Annotated in this window: 26 protein-coding genes and 1 other annotated feature; of the genes, 1 reads left to right on the top strand and 25 read right to left on the bottom strand. The window is 47.0% G+C overall.

Annotated elements, in window-relative coordinates:
• Nucleotides 1-323: 323 nt before the first annotated feature.
• The 18 genes from GC097_RS10990 to GC097_RS10905 form a co-directional block, all read right to left on the bottom strand.
• A complete protein-coding gene (locus tag GC097_RS10990; RefSeq protein ID WP_171683376.1) occupies nucleotides 324-920 on the bottom strand; it encodes a class I SAM-dependent methyltransferase in 597 nt (198 codons plus the stop codon).
• Nucleotides 921-1,055: 135 nt separating this feature from the next.
• Nucleotides 1,056-1,421: a 50S ribosomal protein L7/L12 gene (gene rplL / locus GC097_RS10985; RefSeq protein WP_171683375.1), complete on the bottom strand. Its 366-nt coding sequence runs from the start codon at nucleotides 1,419-1,421 to the stop codon at nucleotides 1,056-1,058.
• Between the two features lie 63 nt (nucleotides 1,422-1,484).
• Nucleotides 1,485-1,994, bottom strand: a complete 510-nt coding sequence (rplJ, locus tag GC097_RS10980; RefSeq protein WP_171683374.1) for a 50S ribosomal protein L10 — start codon at nucleotides 1,992-1,994, stop codon at nucleotides 1,485-1,487.
• Between the two features lie 66 nt (nucleotides 1,995-2,060).
• Nucleotides 2,061-2,213: a sequence feature (ribosomal protein L10 leader region), on the bottom strand.
• 54 nt (nucleotides 2,214-2,267) lie between these two features.
• A complete protein-coding gene (rplA, locus tag GC097_RS10975; protein ID WP_127457551.1) occupies nucleotides 2,268-2,960 on the bottom strand; it encodes a 50S ribosomal protein L1 in 693 nt (230 codons plus the stop codon).
• A 115-nt stretch (nucleotides 2,961-3,075) separates the two neighbouring features.
• A complete protein-coding gene (gene rplK, locus GC097_RS10970) occupies nucleotides 3,076-3,501 on the bottom strand; it encodes a 50S ribosomal protein L11 (RefSeq protein ID WP_029196472.1) in 426 nt (141 codons plus the stop codon).
• 89 nt (nucleotides 3,502-3,590) lie between these two features.
• Nucleotides 3,591-4,124, bottom strand: a complete 534-nt coding sequence (gene nusG, locus GC097_RS10965) for a transcription termination/antitermination protein NusG (RefSeq protein WP_126144113.1) — start codon at nucleotides 4,122-4,124, stop codon at nucleotides 3,591-3,593.
• Between the two features lie 24 nt (nucleotides 4,125-4,148).
• A complete protein-coding gene (secE, locus tag GC097_RS10960; RefSeq protein WP_167067728.1) occupies nucleotides 4,149-4,361 on the bottom strand; it encodes a preprotein translocase subunit SecE in 213 nt (70 codons plus the stop codon).
• A gap of 19 nt (nucleotides 4,362-4,380) precedes the next feature.
• Nucleotides 4,381-4,530 carry a 50S ribosomal protein L33 gene (gene rpmG / locus GC097_RS10955; protein ID WP_079418041.1) on the bottom strand — a complete coding sequence of 50 codons (150 nt, stop codon included), beginning with the start codon at nucleotides 4,528-4,530 and terminating at the stop codon, nucleotides 4,381-4,383.
• A 232-nt stretch (nucleotides 4,531-4,762) separates the two neighbouring features.
• Complete coding sequence (sigH, locus tag GC097_RS10950) at nucleotides 4,763-5,407, bottom strand: RNA polymerase sporulation sigma factor SigH (protein WP_028557511.1); 645 nt, start codon at nucleotides 5,405-5,407, stop codon at nucleotides 4,763-4,765.
• 119 nt (nucleotides 5,408-5,526) lie between these two features.
• Nucleotides 5,527-6,039 (bottom strand): NYN domain-containing protein, encoded by a 513-nt coding sequence (locus GC097_RS10945; protein WP_171683373.1) that lies wholly within the window; start codon nucleotides 6,037-6,039, stop codon nucleotides 5,527-5,529.
• 6 nt (nucleotides 6,040-6,045) lie between these two features.
• Nucleotides 6,046-6,786, bottom strand: coding sequence for a 23S rRNA (guanosine(2251)-2'-O)-methyltransferase RlmB (rlmB, locus tag GC097_RS10940; RefSeq protein WP_171683372.1), 741 nt, complete (start codon nucleotides 6,784-6,786; stop codon nucleotides 6,046-6,048).
• A gap of 53 nt (nucleotides 6,787-6,839) precedes the next feature.
• Complete coding sequence (locus GC097_RS10935) at nucleotides 6,840-7,271, bottom strand: Mini-ribonuclease 3 (protein WP_171683371.1); 432 nt, start codon at nucleotides 7,269-7,271, stop codon at nucleotides 6,840-6,842.
• On the bottom strand, nucleotides 7,268-8,668 hold the full coding sequence (gene cysS, locus GC097_RS10930; protein WP_171683370.1) for a cysteine--tRNA ligase: 1,401 nt from the start codon (nucleotides 8,666-8,668) through the stop codon (nucleotides 7,268-7,270). The genes GC097_RS10935 and cysS overlap by 4 nt, the downstream gene beginning before the upstream one ends.
• Nucleotides 8,649-9,320, bottom strand: coding sequence for a serine O-acetyltransferase (gene cysE, locus GC097_RS10925; protein WP_171683369.1), 672 nt, complete (start codon nucleotides 9,318-9,320; stop codon nucleotides 8,649-8,651). Before cysE ends, cysS begins: the two co-directional genes overlap by 20 nt.
• 346 nt (nucleotides 9,321-9,666) lie before the next feature.
• Nucleotides 9,667-11,121, bottom strand: a complete 1,455-nt coding sequence (gltX, locus tag GC097_RS10920) for a glutamate--tRNA ligase (protein ID WP_171683368.1) — start codon at nucleotides 11,119-11,121, stop codon at nucleotides 9,667-9,669.
• Nucleotides 11,122-11,152: 31 nt separating this feature from the next.
• A complete protein-coding gene (gene ispF / locus GC097_RS10915; protein WP_171683367.1) occupies nucleotides 11,153-11,638 on the bottom strand; it encodes a 2-C-methyl-D-erythritol 2,4-cyclodiphosphate synthase in 486 nt (161 codons plus the stop codon).
• A complete protein-coding gene (ispD, locus tag GC097_RS10910; protein ID WP_171683366.1) occupies nucleotides 11,635-12,339 on the bottom strand; it encodes a 2-C-methyl-D-erythritol 4-phosphate cytidylyltransferase in 705 nt (234 codons plus the stop codon). Before ispD ends, ispF begins: the two co-directional genes overlap by 4 nt.
• A 66-nt stretch (nucleotides 12,340-12,405) precedes the next feature.
• Entirely contained in the window at nucleotides 12,406-13,473 is a 1,068-nt protein-coding gene (locus tag GC097_RS10905) for a PIN/TRAM domain-containing protein (RefSeq protein WP_171683365.1), read from the bottom strand.
• A 156-nt stretch (nucleotides 13,474-13,629) separates the two neighbouring features.
• Here GC097_RS10905 and GC097_RS10900 point away from each other — a divergent pair, with 156 nt between their 5' ends.
• On the top strand, nucleotides 13,630-14,025 hold the full coding sequence (locus tag GC097_RS10900; protein WP_171683398.1) for a DUF1573 domain-containing protein: 396 nt from the start codon (nucleotides 13,630-13,632) through the stop codon (nucleotides 14,023-14,025).
• An 83-nt stretch (nucleotides 14,026-14,108) separates the two neighbouring features.
• On the opposite strand, the gene pssA is transcribed toward GC097_RS10900, so the two are convergent.
• From pssA to GC097_RS10865, 7 genes are all read right to left on the bottom strand, one after another.
• Nucleotides 14,109-14,864 carry a CDP-diacylglycerol--serine O-phosphatidyltransferase gene (gene pssA / locus GC097_RS10895; protein ID WP_171683364.1) on the bottom strand — a complete coding sequence of 252 codons (756 nt, stop codon included), beginning with the start codon at nucleotides 14,862-14,864 and terminating at the stop codon, nucleotides 14,109-14,111.
• Nucleotides 14,865-14,949: 85 nt separating this feature from the next.
• Nucleotides 14,950-16,029, bottom strand: a complete 1,080-nt coding sequence (gene disA / locus GC097_RS10890) for a DNA integrity scanning diadenylate cyclase DisA (RefSeq protein WP_171683363.1) — start codon at nucleotides 16,027-16,029, stop codon at nucleotides 14,950-14,952.
• A 40-nt stretch (nucleotides 16,030-16,069) separates the two neighbouring features.
• Nucleotides 16,070-17,437 carry a DNA repair protein RadA gene (gene radA / locus GC097_RS10885; protein WP_171683362.1) on the bottom strand — a complete coding sequence of 456 codons (1,368 nt, stop codon included), beginning with the start codon at nucleotides 17,435-17,437 and terminating at the stop codon, nucleotides 16,070-16,072.
• 155 nt (nucleotides 17,438-17,592) lie between these two features.
• Complete coding sequence (clpC, locus tag GC097_RS10880) at nucleotides 17,593-20,034, bottom strand: ATP-dependent protease ATP-binding subunit ClpC (protein ID WP_171683361.1); 2,442 nt, start codon at nucleotides 20,032-20,034, stop codon at nucleotides 17,593-17,595.
• A 60-nt stretch (nucleotides 20,035-20,094) separates the two neighbouring features.
• Nucleotides 20,095-21,114 (bottom strand): protein-arginine kinase McsB, encoded by a 1,020-nt coding sequence (gene mcsB / locus GC097_RS10875; RefSeq protein WP_216625731.1) that lies wholly within the window; start codon nucleotides 21,112-21,114, stop codon nucleotides 20,095-20,097.
• Nucleotides 21,115-21,180: 66 nt separating this feature from the next.
• The gene (mcsA, locus tag GC097_RS10870; RefSeq protein ID WP_171683359.1) at nucleotides 21,181-21,693 is read right to left on the bottom strand and encodes a protein-arginine kinase activator protein McsA; all 513 of its coding nucleotides are present in this window, start codon (nucleotides 21,691-21,693) and stop codon (nucleotides 21,181-21,183) included.
• 13 nt (nucleotides 21,694-21,706) lie between these two features.
• Entirely contained in the window at nucleotides 21,707-22,168 is a 462-nt protein-coding gene (locus tag GC097_RS10865) for a CtsR family transcriptional regulator (protein ID WP_167067774.1), read from the bottom strand.
• Nucleotides 22,169-22,703: the final 535 nt, after the last annotated feature.

The raw sequence follows: 22,703 nt of genomic DNA, 5'->3' as shown, positions 1-22,703 counted from the left end.
CGACGTACACTCAGGACGCCTCCGTTATGGAGCCCGTCCGAATTAAGCGACTGTATGGATGAAGATTTTTCCCTGTAATCAATAAGACTTTCCAAATATTTCTTCCCATCCTGTTAGAGTTTCCTAAAATTCAAACATTATACGTTATAAGTTTAAATTTTATTCATCTCGGAGGAAAAAAAGACTTGACATTTTTGTTAACTAAAGACATGTGTCCCATCTTAATACTGACATTTTTTAATAATACCACATGTGAAATGTCAAGTCAAACAAATTTCCACGATTATTGCTAGCAAATAGGTCCTCCGCTCGGGAAGCCTGATCTACTTTGTTGCTTTGAGTATTTTGTATCCTTTGTCTTTGGATACCTCAACAACTTCACGGTACAGCGACTCTAGTTTTTTCATCGCTGATGGCGCGCCTTGTTTTTTCTGTATGACAACCCAGATCGAGCCGCCTTCAACCAGACAATCATAGGCATCCGTAAAAATGCGGTGTACGACTTCTTTCCCCGCACGGATCGGAGGATTGGTGAGCACCACGTCAAAACGCTGCTCCTTCACCTGCTCCAATAAATCGCTTTGCAAGATTGACACATTGGCAATCCCGTTGCGCCGCGCATTTTCCGCACTCAGCTCGACAGCTCTCTCATTAATGTCGACCATTGTCACATGCCCCTTAGGACACATCGACGCTGCAGTAAGACCTATAGGTCCGTAGCCGCACCCAACATCAAGGACTTTGGCATCCTCTTTCAGCTGCATCGTTTCAATCAAGTGCTTACTTCCATAATCCACACCCTTTTTCGAAAAAACGCCGGCATCCGTCAGGAATGTGTATTTTTTACCGCGCAGCTCCTCTTGCGCCTCGTTGACATCACGCTTTACCGTGGGACGCTGCGTATAATAATGCTCTGACACGTTAAGATTCCCTCCTCTTTTTTACCTTTAGGAAAATCAAATAACTGCGAGCGTTCCTAAGGCTTTCCTAAGGGTAAAAGCTTAGGTAAAAAAACCTCTTGAAGGCAAGCTTCAAGAGGTTTCCTGAAAATGAAATTACTTAACTTCAACAGATGCGCCAGCTTCTGTAAGCTTAGCTTTAACAGCTTCTGCTTCTTCGGAGCTAACTTTTTCTTTGATTGGTTTTGGAGCGCCGTCAACCAGGTCTTTCGCTTCTTTCAGGCCAAGACCTGTGATTTCGCGAACTACTTTGATTACGTTGATTTTGGAAGCACCAGCGCTAGTCAAGATAACATCAAACTCAGTTTGAGCTTCTTCAACTGCTACTGCTGCGCCACCGCCAGCTGCTACTGGAGCTGCTGCTGTTACGCCAAACTCTTCTTCAATTGCTTTAACCAGGTCGTTCAATTCCAAGATTGTCATGCCTTTGATTGCTTCTAGGATCGTTGCATTTGTGCTCATGGTTAAACCTCCATTATCATTAATAAATTAGTTTGTTGTTGTAAAACGTTTCGTACACTGAAATTAAGCTTGACCTTCAGCTTCTTTTTTCTCAGCAACTGCTTTAACAGCAAGTGCAAAGTTACGAACTGGAGCTTGAAGAACGCTAAGCAACATGGAGAGAAGACCATCTCTGGATGGAAGTTCAGCAAGTGCTTTAATTTGATCGTATCCAACTACGCGGCCTTCGACCACGCCACCTTTTACGCTCAATTGATCATTCTTTTTCGCAAATTCAGTCAAGATTTTCGCCGGAGCAACTAGATCGTCTTTGCTGAAAGCAATAGCGGTTGGACCTGTTAGGTACTCATCCAATGCGCTTAGTTCAGCATTTGCCGATGCGCGTCTAGCCAACGAGTTCTTGAGAACTACGAATTCAATACCAGCTTCACGCAGGGTTTTACGCAGCTGAGTTACTTGAGCTACGTTCAAACCGCGGTAGTCAGCAATGATTGTAGAAGCGCTAGCTTTAAACTTTTCAGTCACTTCAGCTACTGCTAATTGTTTCTCTGCAAGAATTTTCGCGTTTGCCATAGTACACCTCACTTCTTATGCATTTATGTTTCAATATCACAAACAGTAGGAGCATCAGCATTCCTTATATGAATAAGAAATGCCTTCGTAGACGCTACGAAGGCATGATGTGTTCACTTTTTCCCTGACGTTCAAAGAAATCGTTATATATATCATAACACCTCGGTAGGAAATTAAGCACTCGGCACCTACTGTCTACGGTTTGCATATTCATTTTTATGACCTTTGATAGAGTATCACGACCAGCAACCGAAGTCAACTGGAAGCTATTACTTATCTGAAGGAGCTTACGTTTACTCGAACACTTGGTCCCATTGTCGAGGATACAGCAATGTTTTTCAGGTAAACACCTTTAGCAGCTGCCGGTTTCGCTCTAACAAGCGCATCAACCAATGCTTTGAAGTTTTCGTTCAACTTGTCTGCATCGAAAGATACTTTACCAAGCGGAGCATGGATTTGTCCTGCTTTGTCAAGACGGTATTCGATTTTACCAGCTTTGATCTCCTGAACAGCTTTCGTTACGTCGAAAGTAACTGTTCCTGCTTTAGGGTTCGGCATCAAACCTTTACCCCCGAGGATACGACCCAGTTTACCAACTTCGCTCATCATGTCTGGAGTAGCTACGCAAACGTCGAACTCGAACCAACCTTGTTGAATTTTGTTGATCATGTCAGCATCACCAACAAAATCTGCACCAGCTGCTTCAGCTTCTTTCGCTTTCTCGCCTTTGGCAAATACAAGTACACGTTTTGTTTTACCAGTACCGTGTGGAAGTACTACTACACCACGAACAGCCTGATCTTGTTTTCTTGGGTCTACACCCAGACGAACTGCAACATCTACAGTTTCATCAAATTTAGCAGGAGCTGTTTTCTTAACAAGCTCGATTGCTTCTGACGGATCGTACAAAGTTTCAGCATTTACAAGCTGAGATACTTCGCGGTATTTTTTACCGTGTTTAGGCATAATCTAAATCCTCCTTAGTGGTATTAGCGGATAATCCTCCCACCGAGCGACTTCAAAGTTTTCCTAGAAAACTTCTTCGCAAGCCGAGGCTCGCACAATCGCATTCCTTGCGGAATTAATCTTCGATAGTGATTCCCATGCTGCGAGCTGTACCTTCAACCATACGCATAGCAGCCTCAACGGATGCAGCATTCAGGTCAGGCATTTTTTGTTCTGCGATTTCGCGAACTTTTGCACGTTTCACAGTTGCAACTTTCTTTTTGTTTGGTTCACCGGATCCTTTTTCGATACCAGCAACGACGCGAAGAAGAACTGCAGCCGGAGGCGTTTTTGTGATGAATGTAAAGGAACGATCCTCGAATACTGTGATCTCAACCGGAATGATAAGGCCTACTTGATCAGCAGTACGAGCGTTAAACTCTTTACAGAAAGCCATGATGTTCACACCTGCTTGACCCAATGCTGGACCGATCGGTGGTGCTGGATTTGCTTTCGCAGCTTGAACTTGAAGCTTGACGATTTTAATAACCTTTTTTGCCATGATAGACACCTCCTGTTTATAATATAGATCCCACTAGTGAAGGTCTATCCCGAGGAATAGACCTGGTAGAAACCCTTGGTTGTCTTGTGTTATAGCTTTTCCACTTGGTCGAAATCGAGCTCAAGCGGGGTTTCCCTACCAAACATGTTGACATGCACCTTAAGTTTACCCTTGTCAGCCACAATTTCTTCAACAGATCCGACAAAGTTTGCGAAAGGTCCCACCTTGACGCGTACGGTTTCTTTGAGTTCGAAGTCGATTTTGGCCTTCGGCTCTTCCATCCCCATATGCTTCAAAATAGATTCAACTTCCTCAGGTAATAATGCAGTCGGTTTAGAGCCGGATCCCGTAGAACCTACGAATCCAGTAACTCCTGGCGTATTACGTACTACGTACCAAGAGTCGTCCGTTTGAATCATTTCCACGAGAACATAGCCTGGATAAACTTTACGCATGACGACTTTTTTCTTGCCGTCTTTGTTTACCAGCTCCTCTTCCATAGGCACAAGCACACGGAAGATCTTGTCCGTCATTTCCATGGACTCAACACGTTTCTCCAGGTTGGCTTTCACTTTGTTCTCATACCCTGAATAGGTATGTACGACGTACCATCTTTTTTCCATGAATAAATTCACCTATAGTCCTGTTTATTTAAAAACAAGGCGCAGCAACTCAGAAATTCCAAGATCCAGCACAAAGAAATAAATAGCAACAAAAGCTACGGTACCCAACACAACAAGTGTGTAGGTAGTCATCTCTTTGCGACTTGGCCACTTGACCTTTTTGAGTTCTGTCCAACTGTCGGTGAAGAAGGAAAAAGTGGAACCGAAGCTTTGTCTCATTCTAGCCAAGAACCCCACAAACTACACCTCCAAAGAACTACCTAGTCTCGCGATGAGCAGTATGTTCATTGCAAAATTTGCAATATTTCTTCAACTCAATACGGTCGGGATTGTTGCGCTTATTTTTAGTGGATGCATAGTTTCTTTGTTTGCAATTTGTGCACGCTAATGTGATGATGACCCGCATGATGTACACCTCCTACAGACACGTTCTAATTAAAGCCCTTCGAAGCGCGTCAAAAAGAAAGCGACTTTTAGGGCTACCTGAACTACTTTATCACAACCCGCAACGGAGTGTCAAGGCAGAAGTCTCACAAATGCGAGAGTATCATCAGTATAGACGCTCCGGCACGATAATAAACCTCGTTCAAAGAAAACGCCCGCGGCGCCAAGATCATTCAAGGCAGCGCGGGCATATACTACAAATCTCTAACTTCCAAATAACGTTCAAGCTTGCGTTTCACACGTTGAAGAGCATTATCAATAGACTTGACATGACGATCCAGATCTACCGCTATTTCTTGGTAAGATCTTCCATCAAGATAGAGCATAAGCACCCTACGTTCCAAGTCGCTCAATATTTCTCCCATTTTATCTTCAAGACCCGTAAATTCTTCTTGATTGATCACAAGCTCCTCAGGATCTGTGACCCTGGAACCGCTAATGACGTCAAGCAGCGTACGATCAGAATCTTCATCATAGATTGGCTTGTCCAGTGACACGTAGGAATTAAGAGGAATGTGCTTCTGACGCGTTGCTGTCTTAATCGCCGTGATGATCTGTCGGGTAATGCACAGTTCAGCAAAGGCTTTGAATGAAGCAAGCTTGTCTCCTCGGAAGTCGCGGATAGATTTATATAAACCTATCATGCCTTCCTGCACAATATCTTCTCGGTCTGCACCTATCAAAAAATAAGAACGTGCTTTGGCACGCACAAAGTTCTTATATTTATTGATAAGGTATTCCAACGCTTCGCTACTGCCTTCACGGACTGCCTCGACAATGTCTTCATCTGGCTTGAGGTCATAATCATACATTCTCAGTTCTTTGAGGTCGACACTCACCAACAATCCCTCCGGCCTGCAGGACTACCCAGATTCACATTAAAAGTTTAGGTTAAGTATACATGATGAAATCTCACAACGTCAACGGGGACTCCCACCATTTCTAGCATTTGGATAATTTACTCTCCTCTTCGCCACCGCTCAAACTGCGCCTTGATCTCACTGCTCAACTTACCTTCGAACGGATTGCGCTTTGTTGTCGTTTCAGGATGAATACGTTCCCGGACCTCTTTGCGATTCTGTTTGATTTTGATGAGAAGTTCGCCTGCCGGCAATCGAAGAGCTCCTTTACCGAAAATAACATGCTGCTCAATCATATCGGAAGTGGCCACATAGATCTGCTTGCGTCTTCCCATCAGATTCGTAACCAAGCGTTCGATCCGTTCATCCGCGGTTTCCTTCTCTTTGGTGTAGAGCACGTTCAGCTTGCTCTGTACATATTTCTTCCCAAGTCCAGGTACCATATAAGCGTCAAAAACCAGGTATACTTTCATGCCCGAGTAAGATTGATATTCAGCCAGCATATGAATCAACTTATCCCGGGCACCTTCCAAGTCAGTGTCTTTCAGCTTACTCAGTTCAGGCCAAGCCCCAATGATATTGTAGCCGTCTACGATCAGAAACTCTTCCATCCGCTGTTAACTCTTGTTGCGTTGGCGAACCGCCTCGTACATCAAGACACCCGCGGCGACAGAGGCATTCAAAGAATTGACATGTCCCGCCATAGGCAGCTTAACTAAGAAGTCACATCTCTCCTTAATTAACCTTCCCACACCTTTGCCTTCATTGCCGATAACAAGGGCTATAGGCATATTGAAGTTAGCTTTGTAGACATCTTGTGCTGCGGTCACGTCTGTTCCTGCAACCCAAACGCCTTTCTCTTTGAGCTGTTCAATCGTCTGAGCAATGTTCGTTACCCGGGCAACAGGCACATACTCTACAGCCCCAGCTGAGGTTTTGGAAACCGTAGCCGTAAGTCCTACGGAGCGTCTTTTAGGAATAATGACACCATGCACCCCGGTGCAGTCCGCTGTCCGCAGGATCGAGCCCAGGTTATGCGGATCTTCAATTTCATCGAGAATCAGAATAAAGGGATCTTGTCCAAGCGCTTCGGCTTTCGCAAGTATATCCTCCACTTCCACATACTCATAAGCTGCCACCTGCGCGATGACGCCTTGATGCTGAAGCCCTTCCACCATTTGGTCAAGCTTGCGCTTGTCTGTAAATTGAACGAGAATCCCCAAATTCTTCGCTTCCGCTACGATTGGCCCCGCGAATTGCTTCTGCGCATTCTCAGCAATCCAAATTTTGTTAATCGTTCGACCGGCACGAATAGCCTCCAGAACGGAGTGCTTCCCGCCAATATATTCTTCTTCCATCCTATTTCCTCCTAAAATTCGCTAATTTCAAACAAAGCTTACCCTGGCGTAAGCTAGGATTTATTCTTGTAAGCAATGGTAAAGTCCAATATTTCCTTCAAACGTTCAAAGGATTGTTTATAATACAAATATCCGATTAAGCACTCAAACGCGGTGCTGTGCCGGTATTCCAGCACATCCGCGTTTTTGGCTGTCGTTCCTGATTTGGCATTGCGTCCGCGCTTCACGATATCTGTCTCTTCTTCCGTCAGCATCGGCATCAAAGCTTCCAGAACTTTGGATTGCGCCTTCGCTGAAACATAGCCGGTGGATGCTTTATGCAAATGATTCGGCCGATGATTTCCGCCAGATATCACATATTGTCGAATGTAGACCTCATAAACCGCATCCCCGATATAAGCAAGTACAAGCGGGTTCAGCAAATGAGGGCTTTTGGACGGCGGGAAAACAAACAGGTTTGCAGAATCCGTAAAAGTCTCACTCATTTGCGGCGCCAACGAATTCCTTGCGGCGTGTCCTCAAGGAATATCCCTTTCTCTGTGAGCAGGTCACGGATTTCGTCCGCACGCGCCCAGTTTTTGGACTTCCGCGCTTCCGTCCGCTCGACGATCAAGTTCTCAATCTCTTCATCCAGGAGTTCATCCGCTTGCTTGGACAATATACCCAAGGTCTGATCGAAGACTTGCAGCTGATCCAGGAATACCTGTAGCGCGGCGGCATTCACCCGCTCCTGCTGCAGATACAAGTTCGCTTCTGCAACCAGATCGAACACGGCTGTAATCGCATCCGGGGTGTTGAAGTCGTCATTCATTTTCTCGACGAACTGATTGGCAATCGCAGCTACGCGATCTTTAAGATCTGCTTCCACTTCACTTGCAACGGATGCCGTAGCCAGCCGATGCTTCAGGTTGTCATTTGCATTTTGAATGCGTTCCAACGCATTGGCCGCCTGCTTCAAGCTCTCGTCGCTGAAATTCAGCGGATTGCGGTAATGAGCCGACAACATGAAGAAGCGGAACACTTCCGGCTTAATTTGCTTCACAAGATCGCGGATCAGTATGCCGTTCCCCAGCGATTTGGACATTTTTTCATTATCGATGTTCAAGAAAGCATTATGAAGCCAGTAATTCGCCATTGGATGGCCGGTTACCGCTTCCGTTTGGGCAATCTCGCACTCATGATGCGGGAACGTCAAATCTTGTCCGCCGCCGTGGATATCAATCGTTTCGCCTAAATATTTGCGCACCATGGCAGAGCACTCGATATGCCAGCCCGGGCGGCCTTGGCCCCAAGGACTGTCCCAATAGATTTCTCCCGGTTTCGCCGCTTTCCAAAGAACAAAATCCTGCGGATTCTCTTTGCGGTCGTCCACTTCAATGCGAATGCCGTACTGGAGCTCCTCCAAATTTTGCTGGGAAAGCTTGCCGTACTCGGCAAATTTAGTCGTCCGGTAATACACGTCGCCGCGTGCCTCGTAGGCATAGTCTTTCTCCACGAGAGCAGCGATGAAATCGATGATTTCCTGAATGTTCTCCGTTACACGCGGATTGAGCGTCGCTTCATGAACGCCCAACGCTTGGATATCTTCCAAGAAAGCGGCGATAAAGGTTTCCGCTAATTCCGGGACGGTCGTGGCCATTTCCTCGGCTTTGCGAATCATTTTATCATCTACGTCGGTAAAATTTGTAATATAAGTGACTTCATAATTCTGGGACTCTAAAAAGCGCCGTACGACATCGAAGAAAATGACCGGCCGGCCGTTCCCGATGTGGATATAGTTATATACGGTTGGACCGCATACGTACATTTTCACTTTTCCCGGTTCAAGGGGTACGAATTCTTCCTTCTTGCGTGTTAACGTATTATACATTCTGAGCGTCATGTTCTCTCGCTCCTCCATTCTTAACCCGTTCTTGTTCTAACTGTCTTCTCAATTCGTTAATTTGCTGCTGCATTTCCTGGAATATATCGACAATGGGATCCGGCAAATTGCCGTGGTCCAAACGATTCACACGTATGCCATCCCGCTTCACAAGCTTAGCAGGCATCGTTACAACTGTACTGTTCGAAGGAACCTCTCGGATGACGACCGCATTGGAGCCAATCCGTGAATTCTCGCCAACAAGGAAGGAGCCTAAAATTTTGGCGCCCGATCCGACAACTACATTATTGCCAATTGTTGGGTGTCTCTTTCCTTTCTCTTTCCCTGTTCCACCCAAAGTTACCCCTTGATACAAAATAACATCGTCGCCGATTTCGCACGTTTCCCCGATCACGACTCCCATCCCATGGTCAATAAACAGCCTTTTACCGATCGTAGCCCCTGGATGAATCTCAATACCTGTCATGAAACGGCTCCATTGCGAGACGATACGCGCGACGGTAAACATATTCCGTTTGTAGAACCAATGACCGATACGATGCGCCCAAATCGCATGAAGGCCTGAGTACGTAAACGCAACCTCAAACCAGCTGCGTGCAGCCGGGTCGTTATCGAATACGGCGGAAATGTCAGATTTGATCGTTTGCCACATGCTCTCACCTTCTTAGTAGGAAATCAGTACTCCTTTGTATAAAAAAAGCCCCCGCAGCCATATGGCTGCAGAGGCGTGATTAATCGCGGTTCCACTCTGCTTGGTGACTCGGAAGTCTCCCAACTCAAAAACCCGTAACGTGGGCATTTCGGCTGCGCCTACCCTACTCGTGTATCCGAGTATTCGGCGCGGCAGCTCCCAGGTGCATTTCCGATTAGAGGGAATGGATAACTCACAGCCAAAGCCTGACGGCTCCGATTATCCTCTCTGATAAATCCCTAAATAAACGTACTCTCCTGATCATTGCGTTCCTTATTGAACTAAGTATAGCGAAAAGAGCCCTGTATTACAACAAGTTCCGTAGACGTGAAGCGACTTTTTCTTTTCCAAGCAGGTACAAAGACACATTGAGGTCAGGTCCATGCACTTGTCCTGTCAATGCAGAACGGATCGACATGAACAATTGCTTCCCTTTGTAGCCCGTATCCTTCTGCACTTGTTTCAGCAACGCCGGGATCGCCTCTACCGTGAAAGCTTCGGCCCCCTCAACTTGCCCCAAGAAGCTGGACAATACAACCGGAACATGCTCTTCTTTCAGCACAGCCGCCGCTTCCTCGTCGATCACCAGTTCCTCTTTGAAGAAAATACCCGACAACTCGACAATTTCCGCCGCGAAGCGCATTCTCTCTTGATTCAAGCCTACTAGAGCCGTTACCCAAGCCTGGCCCGCTTCATCCAAATGCGGCTCGATGTATCCGGCTTTTTGCAGATGAGGCACGCACAGCTCGACGACACGGGAGAGCGGAGCCTTTTTCAAATAGGCGTTGTTCATCCAGTTCAATTTATCCATATCAAACACAGCTGGACTCTTCGATACGCGATCGAGGTCAAACTGGGCAATCAATTCTTCCTTTGTAAACATTTCTTCTTCGCCACCAGGAGACCATCCCAGCAGAGCGATGAAATTCACAACAGCTTCCGGCAAGTAACCTAACTCCCGGTACTGTTCGATAAACTGGATGATCGACTCATCCCGTTTGCTCATTTTCTTCCGGTCCGGATTCAGAATCAACGCCAAATGGGCGAATTCCGGAATCGGCATGCCTAGAGCCTCATACATGAGGATTTGTCTAGGCGTGTTAGACAGATGTTCCTCACCGCGGATAACCAAGTTGATTTTCATCATGTGATCATCCACAATGACAGCAAAATTGTACGTCGGAATCCCGTCAGGACGCGCGATAATAAAGTCGCCGATCCCGTTCGATTCAAACTCGACATGCTCGCGAACCTTGTCCTCGAAGCCAATGATGCGGTCTGCCGGCACACGGAATCTTGTCGAAGGCTTGCGGCCCTCAGCTTCGTATGCGGCAATCTGCTCAGCCGTCAAGTGACGACACTTGCCGGAGTAGCCGCCCATTTCGCCGCGCGCTTCCTGATCTGCCCGCTCCTGCTCCAAGTCAGCTTCCGAACAATAACACGGATACGCATGCCCGCTTTGAATCAGTTGATCCAGGTGGGTTTTGTAAATATCCAGTCTTTCCATTTGACGGTAAGGACCATATGGCCCCCCGATATCTACGCTCTCATCCCACTCTAATCCGAGCCATCTCAGGCCGTTCAATTGATCTTCGATTCCGGATTCTTTATGGCGGGTTTGATCGGTATCTTCAAAACGCACAACGAACGCTCCGCCATGGCGGCGTGCCAATAAATAATCAAACAGTGCCGTACGAGCACCGCCAATATGTAAATGTCCGGTTGGACTAGGTGCATAGCGCACACGTAAAGGTTGGTTCATGACTGTACCCTCTTCTCCCCAATAATACCTGCTATTCTAGCACATCTCGAATTAAACAAACAACCGTTTGCGCGGCAATTCCTTCGCCGCGGCCCGTAAATCCAAGCTGTTCGGTCGTTGTCGCTTTCACATTGATTTGGTCCGGTGCAGCTTCCAATGCCTCAGCGATAATTTCCACCATTTTCGGAATATACGGAGCCATTTTGGGCTTCTGGGCAATAATCGTGGAATCTGCATTCCCCAGTCGGTATCCTCTATCCTTAGCCAACTGCCACACATGTTTCAACAAAACCAAGCTGTCCGCATCCTTGAATTCCGCAGCCGTATCCGGGAAATGCTTCCCGATATCGCCTAAACCCAGAGCGCCTAGAATCGCATCGGTAACCGCATGCAGGAGCACATCGGCATCGGAGTGGCCTAACAGTCCCTTCTCATACGGAATCGTCACGCCTCCAATAATACACTTGCGGCCTTCCACTAACTGATGAACATCAAATCCTTGTCCTACGCGAATCATTGTTGTCCCTCTCCCCTTACATTCTGTAATATCCATTCTGCCCATGGCAGATCTTCCGGTGTTGTAATCTTAATATTGTAATAGTCCCCTTCGACAACATGCACCGTCGTTCCTGTCCGCTCCACCAGCATAGCGTCGTCCGTCCCCATGAAATCATCCTGAGACGCACGATCATGCGCCTCCTGGAGAAGGGAAAGTCGAAAAGCTTGCGGGGTTTGGATGGCCCACAAGCTTCTTCTATCCGGTGTAGATTGTATTCGCTTCTCGGTATCTACGATTTTGATCGTATCCTTCACAGGTACAGCCAACACGGCTGCGTTCCGATCTTTCGCCATTGCCAGACATTCGAACACATGTTCTCTTTTGACAAAAGGACGAACACCGTCATGAACGAGCACCCACTCGGTGTCCCGTTCCAGGGCTTCCAGGCCTCGTCTGACGGAATCTTGACGCTCCGCCCCACCTGCCAGCACATGAGTGACCTTGGAAAGCGCATAGCTCTGCACATAGCCTGTACAGCGCTCTACGTCATTTCCGCCAACAACTAAAATGATTTCATTCACTTCATGTATGTTTTGAAATAATTGCAACGTATGTACGAGAATAGGCTTCTGTCCCAGTTGTAAATATTGTTTGCTTTCCGCCGTTCCCATGCGCGAGCCTTTGCCCGCCGCCACGATGATAACCCCTAGCTTCCCCATAAGCCCTCCAACTAAGCGCTTTCCGTACGAAAGCTTTCTGCGTTACATCTCCTTATCATACTGGTTTTATTGCGCTTTTTCCAATAGTTTCGGTTTAGCGAAAATCATCCGGCCGGCTGAAGTTTGAAGAACACTGGTCACCATCACTTCAAGGGTCATCCCTATGAATTCACGTCCGCCTTCCACCACAATCATCGTACCGTCGTCCAGATAAGCGACACCTTGTCCATGCTCTTTGCCGTCTTTAATGACTTGAACAATAATTTCTTCCCCCGGCAGGACAACAGGCTTCACAGCATTCGCCAAATCGTTGATATTCAGCACCGAGACACCTTGAAGCTCGCATACTTTATTCAGGTTGAAATCGTTCGTGATGACCTTCCCTTGCAGCACCTTGGCCAGACGCACCAATTTACTGTCTACTTCGGATATCTCTTCGAAATCGCCTTCATAAATCAGCACTTTCACTTCGAGTTCCTTTTGAATTTTGTTTAAAATATCGAGCCCCCGCCGACCGCGGTTGCGCTTCAGCAAATCGGAAGAATCCGCAATATGCTGCAGCTCCTCCAGGACGAACTCCGGTATAACGAGAGTCCCCTCGATAAACCCTGTTTTGCAAATATCCGCGATACGCCCGTCAATAATAACACTTGTGTCAAGAATCTTATGTTCCTCGTAAGGCCGATGCGTCTGCTTCTCCGGAGCGGTTGACCGGCTCATCGCTATGATCTGCACCAACTCTTCCCGCTTGCTGTAACCGATACGAAACCCCATAACCGCTAAAACTCCGGAAACGACGAAGGGTAAAATAGGGCTTGCCCACTTCACCTGCTCCAGCACAGGAAACACCAATACCGATATAAGCAGTCCAATTACTAGTCCTAATGTACCTGAGAGCAGATCGGACACCGGAATGTCCGCAACATTCCTTTCCCCTCTGACAAGCAGCTTCATCCCTTTACCTGCAACCCATGCTGAAAGAATGAACATAGCTAACGCGCATAAACTATTGATGGCAATTGCTTTTCCTGACTCGTTCATAAAACCTGTCGTTCGAAGGATCGCCTCACTCCATCCAAAACCTAAACTACCACCCATGATGGCCAAAATGAACTGTACCCATTTCCTCATCATAGATTCACCTCCTGCATCAACTTATTAATAAAGCTCCATTACAATTATGTTCCAATTTATCCATCGTTAATCACTTCTTTACATGTAAAATTGAAATATTAGAGGCCTTCCATTATAATGAAATTGGAAGTTACCAACCTACCAGAGGTGGATGGAATGAGCTCCTTGACTTTAAAGCAGTTTCAAGATCAAGTATCCGAATTATTGCTCCGTCACCGAAGTCTGCTTGACGTCTTATCCAAATTTCAACAGTCAGGCGCAGCCGCTAATCGTTCCGTGGTGAAATCCATTACCGAATGTGGATGTATTCAGGTTCACGCAGCGAAGCAGGAATACCATCCCGAGATGACGTTGAATGAAGCTAAAGATGTGCTTGGCACCCATGTATCCGGTCACTTATGTGAGCAGTGCATCGAGGTTGTCAGCAGTGAACTGGGCAGAAATCTTTTTTATATGTCCGCACTAAGCAACATTCTTGATGTAAATTTGGAGCAAGTTGTGGAAAATGAATCAAAGAAATGTACGACTCTTGGACTATTCAACATGTCATGAAAATGAAGATGAACAAAAAAAAGCATTTATTTTCTCTGAATCGTCAGAAGAAAATAAATGCTTTTTATTTTTGAAGTTTGCTGTTACACGTCGGATTTCACGGAATTTGGATCCTCTACGCCGCGTCTTTTGTTCTTGTTCTTTCTGCGGATGCGGATGAAGAAACCATCAACGTTTTTTTTTAAGCCATAGAGTGCGTACAGTAAAAGCGGTACGAAGATCATTTTGGAAATGGACTCCGGCCATTTGATCGCAATCAGGATGGCTACGGCAACAATAACCGGTGTAATCCAGATTGCCGCTTTGGGAATACCCGCTTTCTTGAAGTTCGGGTATTTTACCGTACTTACCATTAAGTACGACAACAGGACTGTACTTACTAAGAGCACATACACGTTAATTTCGTTCACAAACAACGCTAATGTACAAAGCACGCCACCTGCAGCCGGAATCGGCAAGCCGATGAAGTAACCAGGCGTACCTGCAACAACATTGAAGCGAGCCAAACGAAGCGCTCCGCAAATAGGGAAGATCGCCGTGACGATCCAAGCAAATGCCGGACTAATCACACTCGGATTATTAAAAGCTACAACGTACATGATAAAGGCAGGCGCTACACCGAAAGAAATAACATCGGACAGCGAATCTAGCTCTTTACCAAATTCACTCTGCGCGTTCAATGCCCGGGCTACACGACCGTCAAGTCCGTCAAGCAACATTGCGACAATGACAAGTACAGCTGCGATACCATGTTCGCCACTGAAAGCGAGAATAATCGACAGAACACCTAGGAATAAGTTCCCTACTGTAAAAAGGCTGGGAATTGATTTCGTTAACATATGTTTTTGTCCACCTCTGGATTTACTATGCCCTAAACTTGACTTTATAAAACCTCAACAATGATACTTTATGATTGTATCCACTTTAAATATGTCTGTCAATGAAGACTTGTTCTTGAATTCTTTTGAGACCTTCTTTGATCGCCCGGGCCCTTACTTCTCCGATACCGTCAACTTCATCCAATTCTTCAATCGTCGCCATCATCATGTGCGGAAGGTAGCCAAATTTCTCCACAAGGTTCGCAATAATGATTGAGGGAAGCCGCGGTATCTTCCCAAGAATCCGGAATCCGCGAGGAGAAACCGGTTCTTCAACGATAGAATTTGTATGAGGATAGCCGAGTAATCGAATGATTTGATGAGGCTCCAGCAGTTCATCCGAAGACAAGCGTTTGAGGCCTGCTTGCATTTCCTTCACGCGGTCTTCCGATAATTCCCTTACATAATCTTTTACGAGCAAACGCGCTTCAAGTTCCGCATTGCCGACAAGTTCTTCAAGCTGCATGCTAATTAAGCGGCCTTCATTCCCCAACTCGTTGATGTACCGGTTGATTTCCGCCTTAATGCGCAGCACCATTTCGAAACGCGCAATGACATTGGTGACATCATGCAGCGTAACTAACTCCTCGAACTCCGACGCGCTTAGATTGGTAAGCGACTGATCCAATACCACTTTGTACCGTTCCAACGTCTGGATAGCCTGATTGGCTTTCGTCAAGATGACCCCGATATCTTTGAGCGCGTAGCGCAAGTTGCCTTGATAAAGGGTAATCACATTGCGCCGCTGTGAAATGGAGACCACCAATTTATTCGTCTGCTTCGCCACACGTTCGGCTGTCCGGTGCCGGATTCCGGTTTCCGAAGAGGCGATCGAGGAATCGGGAATTAATTGTGTGTTCGCATAAAGAATGCGCTTGATATCCTCGCTGAGGATAATCGCTCCGTCCATTTTGGCAAGCTCATATAAATAATTGGGGGAAAACTCACAATCGATCGAAAAGCCTCCGTCGACGATTTCCCTTACTTCCGTACTGTATCCAACAACGATAAGTCCGCCTGTTTTGGCGCGCAGAACATTCTCCAAACCGTCGCGGAACGATGTGCCGGGCGCTACCATTTGCAGCAGTTGGCTCATAACGTCTCGCTTTATCTCTTCTTTACTCATAATTTCCTCCTGAAGGCTTGCAGGTTGAATGATTCAAGAGCTACTCCAGTGCCGCTTTCAATGCTTCGGACACTGTATTCACTCCGATAATCTCCATACCGGGCGGGTGCGTCCAACCCTTCAAACTTTTCTCCGGCATAATCACTCTGCGGAATCCTAATTTCTCCGCTTCTTTCACACGTTGATCGATCCGGGACACACCCCGGACTTCTCCCGTTAACCCGATTTCACCGAACACGACGTCAAATGGTCTCGTTGCATGATCGCGGAAGCTGGATGCGATGCTGATCGCAATCGCCAAATCGACCGCAGGTTCATCAAGCTTGACGCCGCCGGCCACGTTCAGGTAGGCATCTTGATTCTGAAGGAACATGCCCATTCGTTTCTCCAAGACGGCAATGATCAGAGAGAGCCGATTATGATCAACGCCAGTCGCCATTCTTCTGGGAGAAGGAAAATTCGTCGAGGATACCAGCGCTTGAATCTCCACCAGAACGGGACGCGTTCCTTCCATACTGGCAACCACCGTAGAACCGGCAACGCCGAGCGGTCGCTCAGACAGGAACAATTCCGAGGGATTGCTTACTTCGACCAACCCGGCTTCTTGCATCTCAAAAATACCGATTTCATTCGTGGACCCGAACCGATTCTTGACTGCGCGGAGTACACGATACGAATGATGCCGCTCGCCTTCGAAATAAAGCACGCAATCCACCATGTGCTCCAGCATCCTAGGTCCCGCAATGGCGCCTTCCTTCGTCACGTGACCGACAAGGACCGTTGCAATCCCTTTGCCTTTAGCTATTCTCATAAAATGACCCGTACATTCCCGAACTTGCGAAACGGTTCCCGGGGCGGAGGTAATCGCAGGATGATAGACTGTCTGAATAGAGTCAATGACCAAGAAATCCGGTTCAATCTCTTGAATCGCTTCTTCAATTAACTCAAGGTTCGTTTCACAAAGCACGTAGAGCAGCGGAGATGCTGCATTCAAACGATCCGCGCGAAGTTTCGTTTGCTTGACGGATTCTTCCCCCGATATATAGAGCACTTTCTGGTGTGCTTGCGTAAGCTCGAAAGAGGTTTGAAGCAGTAACGTTGACTTCCCGATTCCCGGATCCCCGCCAACGAGAATCAAAGATCCAGGCACGATACCTCCGCCTAAGACGCGGTTCAATTCCTTGTTGCTGGTCACGACCCTAGGCTCAGGGCTACTTTCTATATGTATGATGGGGGTCGGTTTTTCTTTCGTGCGGGGGGTAGAAGAATTCATGCCCTTTGTACGCACAACCGTTTCAATTTCTTCCACCATCGTATTCCAAGATTGACACCCGGGACATTTGCCCATCCATTTCGGCGATTCATAGCCACATTCTTGACAGCAAAATTTCGTTTTCTGTTTACTCATGGCGTAAATGACTCCTTACATCTTACAATTCAATATTTGGCTATCCTTACCAATAAAGTTTACCATTTTTACGAAGCCCATGAAAGGTCATCTGCAAATAAAAAGCATTTCGCCGCACCCGGACCGGATGCAGCAAAATGCTTCTTTGCTTTGCATTATTTAGCGGCTACGCCTTCGCCCTTCAGAACAACAAGCTCGCCTTCATTCTCATCAATCGTTAAGGAGTCGCCTTTGGCAATATTGCCTTTGAGAAGCTCCTCAGACAAGCGGTCCTCAATATGCTTCTGAATGGCTCTGCGGAGCGGTCTTGCGCCGTAAGTCGGGTCATACCCTTCTTTGGCAAGGAACGCTTTCGCTTTATCCGTCAGCAAGAAGTCAACCTCTTGCTCTTTCAGGCGTTTACGAAGATCGTCCGCCATCAAGGAGACGATTTCTGCGATATGCTTCTCATCCAGGGAGTGGAAGACGATAATTTCGTCGATCCGGTTCAGGAACTCCGGACGGAAGCTTTTCTTAAGCTCGCCCATCACTTTATCTCTCATGTTGGTGTAATCTTTACCTGCATCAAACGCAGCTGTAAAGCCGAGAGAGGAGTTTTTCTTAATCGTGTCTGCACCTACGTTGGAAGTCATAATAATCAACGTATTGCGGAAATCGACCGTACGTCCTTTGGAATCCGTCAAACGGCCGTCTTCCAGCACTTGCAGCAGGATATTGAAAACTTCCGGATGTGCTTTCTCGATCTCATCAAGCAGGACGACCGAATATGGTTTGCGGCGAACTTTCTCGGTCAGTTGACCGCCTTCTTCGTAGCCGACATACCCTGGAGGCGCTCCGACTAAGCGAGAGGTCGAATGTTTCTCCATGTATTCCGACATATCGATACGGACTACTGCGTTATCATCGCCGAATAACGATTCCGCTAAGGCGCGCGCTAACTCGGTTTTACCTACGCCTGTAGGTCCGAGGAAGATGAAGGAGCCCATAGGACGCTTCGGATCTTTCAGGCCTGCTCTAGCACGGCGAATGGCGCGGCTGACGGCTTTGACCGCTTCTTCTTGCCCGATGACACGTTCATGAAGAATGTCTTCCATTTTGAGCAGACGCTCGGTCTCTTCTTCCGCCAGTTTGCTGACCGGGATTCCCGTCCAGCTTGCCACGATTTGCGCAATATCGTCCGGAGTTACTTCTGTGTCCAAACGACCTTGCTTTTCTTTCCAGTCATTTTTCGTCGTATCCAGCTCTTCCCGAAGTTTCTGCTCGGTATCGCGAAGTCCAGCGGCTTTCTCGAACTCTTGGCTTTGAACCGCGGCATCCTTCTCCTTGCGGATATCTTCGAGTTTGTTCTCAAGCTGTTTCAGTGAAGGCGGTATCGTGTAAGAACGAAGCCTTACTTTAGAGCTCGCTTCATCGATCAAGTCAATCGCTTTATCAGGCAGGAATCGGTCCGTAATGTAGCGATCGGAGAGCTTAACAGCCTCTTGAATCGCTGCATCGGTAATTTTCACGCGGTGATGGGCTTCATAGCGGTCACGCAAACCGTACAGAATTTGGATCGCTTCCTCCGGGGAAGGCTGATCCACCGTGATCGGTTGGAAGCGGCGCTCCAGAGCGGCATCCTTTTCGATATATTTGCGATATTCATCCAGCGTTGTGGCGCCGATGCACTGCAGCTCGCCTCTCGCTAATGCCGGTTTCAGGATGTTGGAAGCGTCGATGGCGCCTTCCGCACCGCCAGCACCGATCAACGTGTGCAGCTCATCAATAAAGAGTACGATGTTGCCGGCTTGGCGAATTTCGTCCATGATTTTTTTGAGGCGGTCCTCGAATTCACCGCGATATTTGGTGCCTGCTACGACAGAACCCATGTCGAGGGTCATAACCCTTTTATCCTTCAACGTTTCCGGGATTTCATTGTTAATGATTTTCTGAGCGAGCCCTTCGGCAATAGCTGTTTTACCAACCCCAGGCTCACCGATCAGCACCGGATTGTTCTTGGTTCTACGGCTCAACACTTGGATAACGCGCTCGATCTCTTTGCTGCGCCCAATGACCGGATCGAGATGACCCTCTTTGGCGTAAGCGGTTAGATCCCTTGCTAACCCATCCAAGGTAGGCGTGTTCACATTCTGAGTACTGCCGTGGCTTGGCGATACGGTCTCGCTGCTGCCTAGCAGTTGAAGCACTTGCTGGCGCGCTTTGTTCAAAGAAACGCCCAAGTTGTTAAGAACTCTCGCTGCGACACCTTCGCCTTCGCGAATAAGTCCAAGTAAAATATGTTCAGTCCCCACATACGTGTGACCTAGTTTCCTAGCTTCATCCATCGAAAGCTCAATGACCTTTTTCGCTCTAGGCGTATACGCAATGTTGGTAGGTTGTTCTTGTCCTCTGCCGATTAGGGATTCGACTTCGTCTTGAATTTTCTCAAGACCTAAGCCCAGAGCAACGAGTGCTTTAGCAGCAATACCTTCCCCTTCACGAATAAGACCCAGCAAAATATGCTCAGTACCAATATTGTTATGCCCTAAGCGGACTGCTTCCTCTTGAGCCAAAGAAAGCACCTTCTGCGCACGTTCTGTAAATCTGCCAAACATCATAGAGAACACCTCCAAAAGTAGTATATCTATGGAAAACCTAAAGGATGAATCTTAATGCGGTTAAATCCTGCCGAATTTCTCGCGAATCAGCTCAGCTCTGCGCATATCGCGCTCATCCGCATTCAGCTTCTCCCCTGCGAATTGTTGAAGGAAGCCGGGCTGCGTCATCACCAGCAGTTCATTCAAAACATTGGATGAAACATTATTGATAATCCCCAAGTCTATGCCTAATCGCACATCCGACAGGCGCTGCGCAGCCTCCTTAGAGTCTATAATGCCTGCATAGGACAAAATGCCGAGCGAGCGGTTCACCCGATCAATAATGCGCATTCTGGACTCTTGCATCAGCTTATGCCTAGCAGCACGCTCATGCTCTATAATTTGCCTTGCAACGCTGTGTAAATTATCAATAATCTCGTCTTCGGATTGCCCCAGCGTAATCTGATTCGATATTTGGAACAGATTACCTAATGCTTCGCTGCCTTCCCCATATAATCCTCTAACCGTCAATCCAACTTGTGTAACAGCGGATAAAATTCGATTAATTTGTTGGCTAAGCACCAAAGCGGGCAAATGCATCATCACCGAAGCACGAATGCCGGTTCCGACGTTCGTGGGGCAGCTTGTCAGATAGCCCCTCTTTTCATCATAGCCGTAATCCAGCTGGGTTTCAAAAATATCATCAATCTGATTCGCCAAGTCCCAAACTTCTTTGATTTGAAAGCCTGGGCATAAGCATTGTATGCGAAGATGATCCTCTTCATTGATCATAATGGAGATGGATTCATTTTCGCTTAAAATAACGGCACCATTTCTGGATTCGTTAGCTAAATTTGGACTAATTAAATGCTTCTCAACAAGAACCATTCGCTCAAGCTCGTTAAGGTCTGACAGCGGAATAAGCGAAAAATTACTGATCGTCTCCAGCTCATCGTTCTCAAGCACACCGGACAACTGATCGAGTACTTCTTGTGATTGTTGATTGGTAGCCAGCATTGGATAAGGATAGTCTCTAAGGTTGCGCGCAATTCGGATTCGGCTGCTGATCACGATATCCGATTCCGGTCCCTCTCCCTTCATCCATTCGCTCAATGCATCTCCTGTAAACCGCTGTAGTGTCACTGGATTCACACCTTCCCTACAAACTCACAAGCCGGCAATTTTCTTCTCAATATCGCGAATCTGATCCCGAATCTTGGCCGCTTGTTCGAACTCTTCCGCTTCAATGCAGGTCATCATATCCTTCTTAAGCATATCGATCTCTCGCTTGCATTGGATAATGCCGCCGCTGCGTTTGGGGACTTTCCCCACGTGTACGGTGTTTCCATGCACCCTTTTGAACAGAGGATCTAACTTTTCCGAAAAGCTTTGATAACAAGACCCGCAACCAAAACGGCCTAATTTACTAAACTGCGAATACGTTAGACCGCAATTTTCACAACGGATAGCCTGGGACTTCGCCGCCGAGATGGAGGAGGGTTCGAAATCAAGCAATCCCGATAAAAGATTATGAATCGAAAAGCCGCCAGACGTTCCAGGAATCATTTCACCCTTCTCGCGGGCGCAATTCTCACAAATGTGGAACTCGTTCTTGTCTCCATTCACAATCTTCGTAAAATGAAGAGTCGCCGGTCGTTTCCCGCATTCCTGACAAATCATTTCATGTGCCTCCTTATCTGCTAAGCAAGGATATCAGCATCGCTTTAAGAATCTTAGCCCGAATTTCATCGCGCAGCGGGAGCTTGAAGGTCAACACATCTCTGGATATCGCTGCCCGAATCAAGTTGGCTTCTCGTGTTGAAATGTAGTGCCCTTCCTGCAGTTGGTAAATGAGTCCCTCTGAAGTGACTTGATCTATGTGTGTATGAATCGTGCGAAAAATATGATCCAAAATCGATCCATGGCTCTTGAGCTCAATCTTCTGGATGCGAATGTACCCGCCACCGCCGCGCTTACTCTCTACAAGGTATCCTTTTTCCAACGTAAACCTTGTACTGATCACATAGTTGATTTGGGAAGGCACACACTGGAATTGATCGGCCAGATCGTTACGCTGAATCTCGATGGCTCCTTCAGAACTTTGCTGCAGGACATGCTTTAAATACTGCTCAATGATTTCTGATACGTTACGCATCAATTCATCCTCCCAGACTGCTAGAAGTAAATTGACTTTGATTGACTTTGACTTTCTTTGACCTTAACTAGATTATAATCATTTCCTTTCTTTTTGACAAGTGTTGACTCTAAAGTGCAATGACAGAAAACTGACCTGTTTCACAACCTACTCACAGTATTTACAAAAATACCCCTGCTTAACGTAGGTGTGTGTTCCTTTTTTTGGGGCATGGCGTGAGGAGAGGCGGGCATTGTGAGGAGAGCTATGTGCGTCTTGAGCAAGTGGGAACTATGATCCACTATTTCTGGCGAAAGCGGCTCATCGGCGTTTTTTAGGAGCCTACGATCCGCTATTTTGCCGATTTCGGCTAAGTATTAGGCATTGGCGGGCAAATAAAGCCCTGTAGTTACGCTTATACTCTGAAAAGCGCCAAATCAGCTGAAATAGCGACCTCTGGTTCCTTTATGTAAAAGAGGATAATGCTTTACGCTGATTTCACCTTAAGATTTCTGAAAAAACAAAAAGCCTTTCTGAGATTTCTCTCAAAAAGACT

It is taken from the genome of Paenibacillus planticolens (assembly GCF_013141725.1).
Lineage (GTDB): Bacteria > Bacillota > Bacilli > Paenibacillales > NBRC-103111 > Paenibacillus_E > Paenibacillus_E planticolens.
Note: the sequence above shows the minus strand (reverse complement) of the source record. Positions and strands in the feature narration are given on the sequence as shown.

Coding starts and splice junctions, on each gene's coding strand:
- rplL (WP_171683375.1), bottom strand. CDS start 1,421: ATGAGCACAAATGCAACGATCCTAGAAGCAATCAAAGGCATGACAATC.
- rplJ (WP_171683374.1), bottom strand. CDS start 1,994: ATGGCAAACGCGAAAATTCTTGCAGAGAAACAATTAGCAGTAGCTGAA.
- rplA (WP_127457551.1), bottom strand. CDS start 2,960: ATGCCTAAACACGGTAAAAAATACCGCGAAGTATCTCAGCTTGTAAAT.
- rplK (WP_029196472.1), bottom strand. CDS start 3,501: ATGGCAAAAAAGGTTATTAAAATCGTCAAGCTTCAAGTTCAAGCTGCG.
- nusG (WP_126144113.1), bottom strand. CDS start 4,124: ATGGAAAAAAGATGGTACGTCGTACATACCTATTCAGGGTATGAGAAC.
- rpmG (WP_079418041.1), bottom strand. CDS start 4,530: ATGCGGGTCATCATCACATTAGCGTGCACAAATTGCAAACAAAGAAAC.
- GC097_RS10945 (WP_171683373.1), bottom strand. CDS start 6,039: ATGGAAGAGTTTCTGATCGTAGACGGCTACAATATCATTGGGGCTTGG.
- rlmB (WP_171683372.1), bottom strand. CDS start 6,786: ATGGAAGAAGAATATATTGGCGGGAAGCACTCCGTTCTGGAGGCTATT.
- GC097_RS10935 (WP_171683371.1), bottom strand. CDS start 7,271: ATGAGTGAGACTTTTACGGATTCTGCAAACCTGTTTGTTTTCCCGCCG.
- cysS (WP_171683370.1), bottom strand. CDS start 8,668: ATGACGCTCAGAATGTATAATACGTTAACACGCAAGAAGGAAGAATTC.
- cysE (WP_171683369.1), bottom strand. CDS start 9,320: ATGTGGCAAACGATCAAATCTGACATTTCCGCCGTATTCGATAACGAC.
- gltX (WP_171683368.1), bottom strand. CDS start 11,121: ATGAACCAACCTTTACGTGTGCGCTATGCACCTAGTCCAACCGGACAT.
- ispF (WP_171683367.1), bottom strand. CDS start 11,638: ATGATTCGCGTAGGACAAGGATTTGATGTTCATCAGTTAGTGGAAGGC.
- ispD (WP_171683366.1), bottom strand. CDS start 12,339: ATGGGGAAGCTAGGGGTTATCATCGTGGCGGCGGGCAAAGGCTCGCGC.
- GC097_RS10905 (WP_171683365.1), bottom strand. CDS start 13,473: ATGATGAGGAAATGGGTACAGTTCATTTTGGCCATCATGGGTGGTAGT.
- GC097_RS10900 (WP_171683398.1), top strand. CDS start 13,630: ATGAGCTCCTTGACTTTAAAGCAGTTTCAAGATCAAGTATCCGAATTA.
- pssA (WP_171683364.1), bottom strand. CDS start 14,864: ATGTTAACGAAATCAATTCCCAGCCTTTTTACAGTAGGGAACTTATTC.
- disA (WP_171683363.1), bottom strand. CDS start 16,029: ATGAGTAAAGAAGAGATAAAGCGAGACGTTATGAGCCAACTGCTGCAA.
- radA (WP_171683362.1), bottom strand. CDS start 17,437: ATGAGTAAACAGAAAACGAAATTTTGCTGTCAAGAATGTGGCTATGAA.
- clpC (WP_171683361.1), bottom strand. CDS start 20,034: ATGATGTTTGGCAGATTTACAGAACGTGCGCAGAAGGTGCTTTCTTTG.
- mcsB (WP_216625731.1), bottom strand. CDS start 21,114: ATGAAGGGAGAGGGACCGGAATCGGATATCGTGATCAGCAGCCGAATC.
- mcsA (WP_171683359.1), bottom strand. CDS start 21,693: ATGATTTGTCAGGAATGCGGGAAACGACCGGCGACTCTTCATTTTACG.
- GC097_RS10865 (WP_167067774.1), bottom strand. CDS start 22,168: ATGCGTAACGTATCAGAAATCATTGAGCAGTATTTAAAGCATGTCCTG.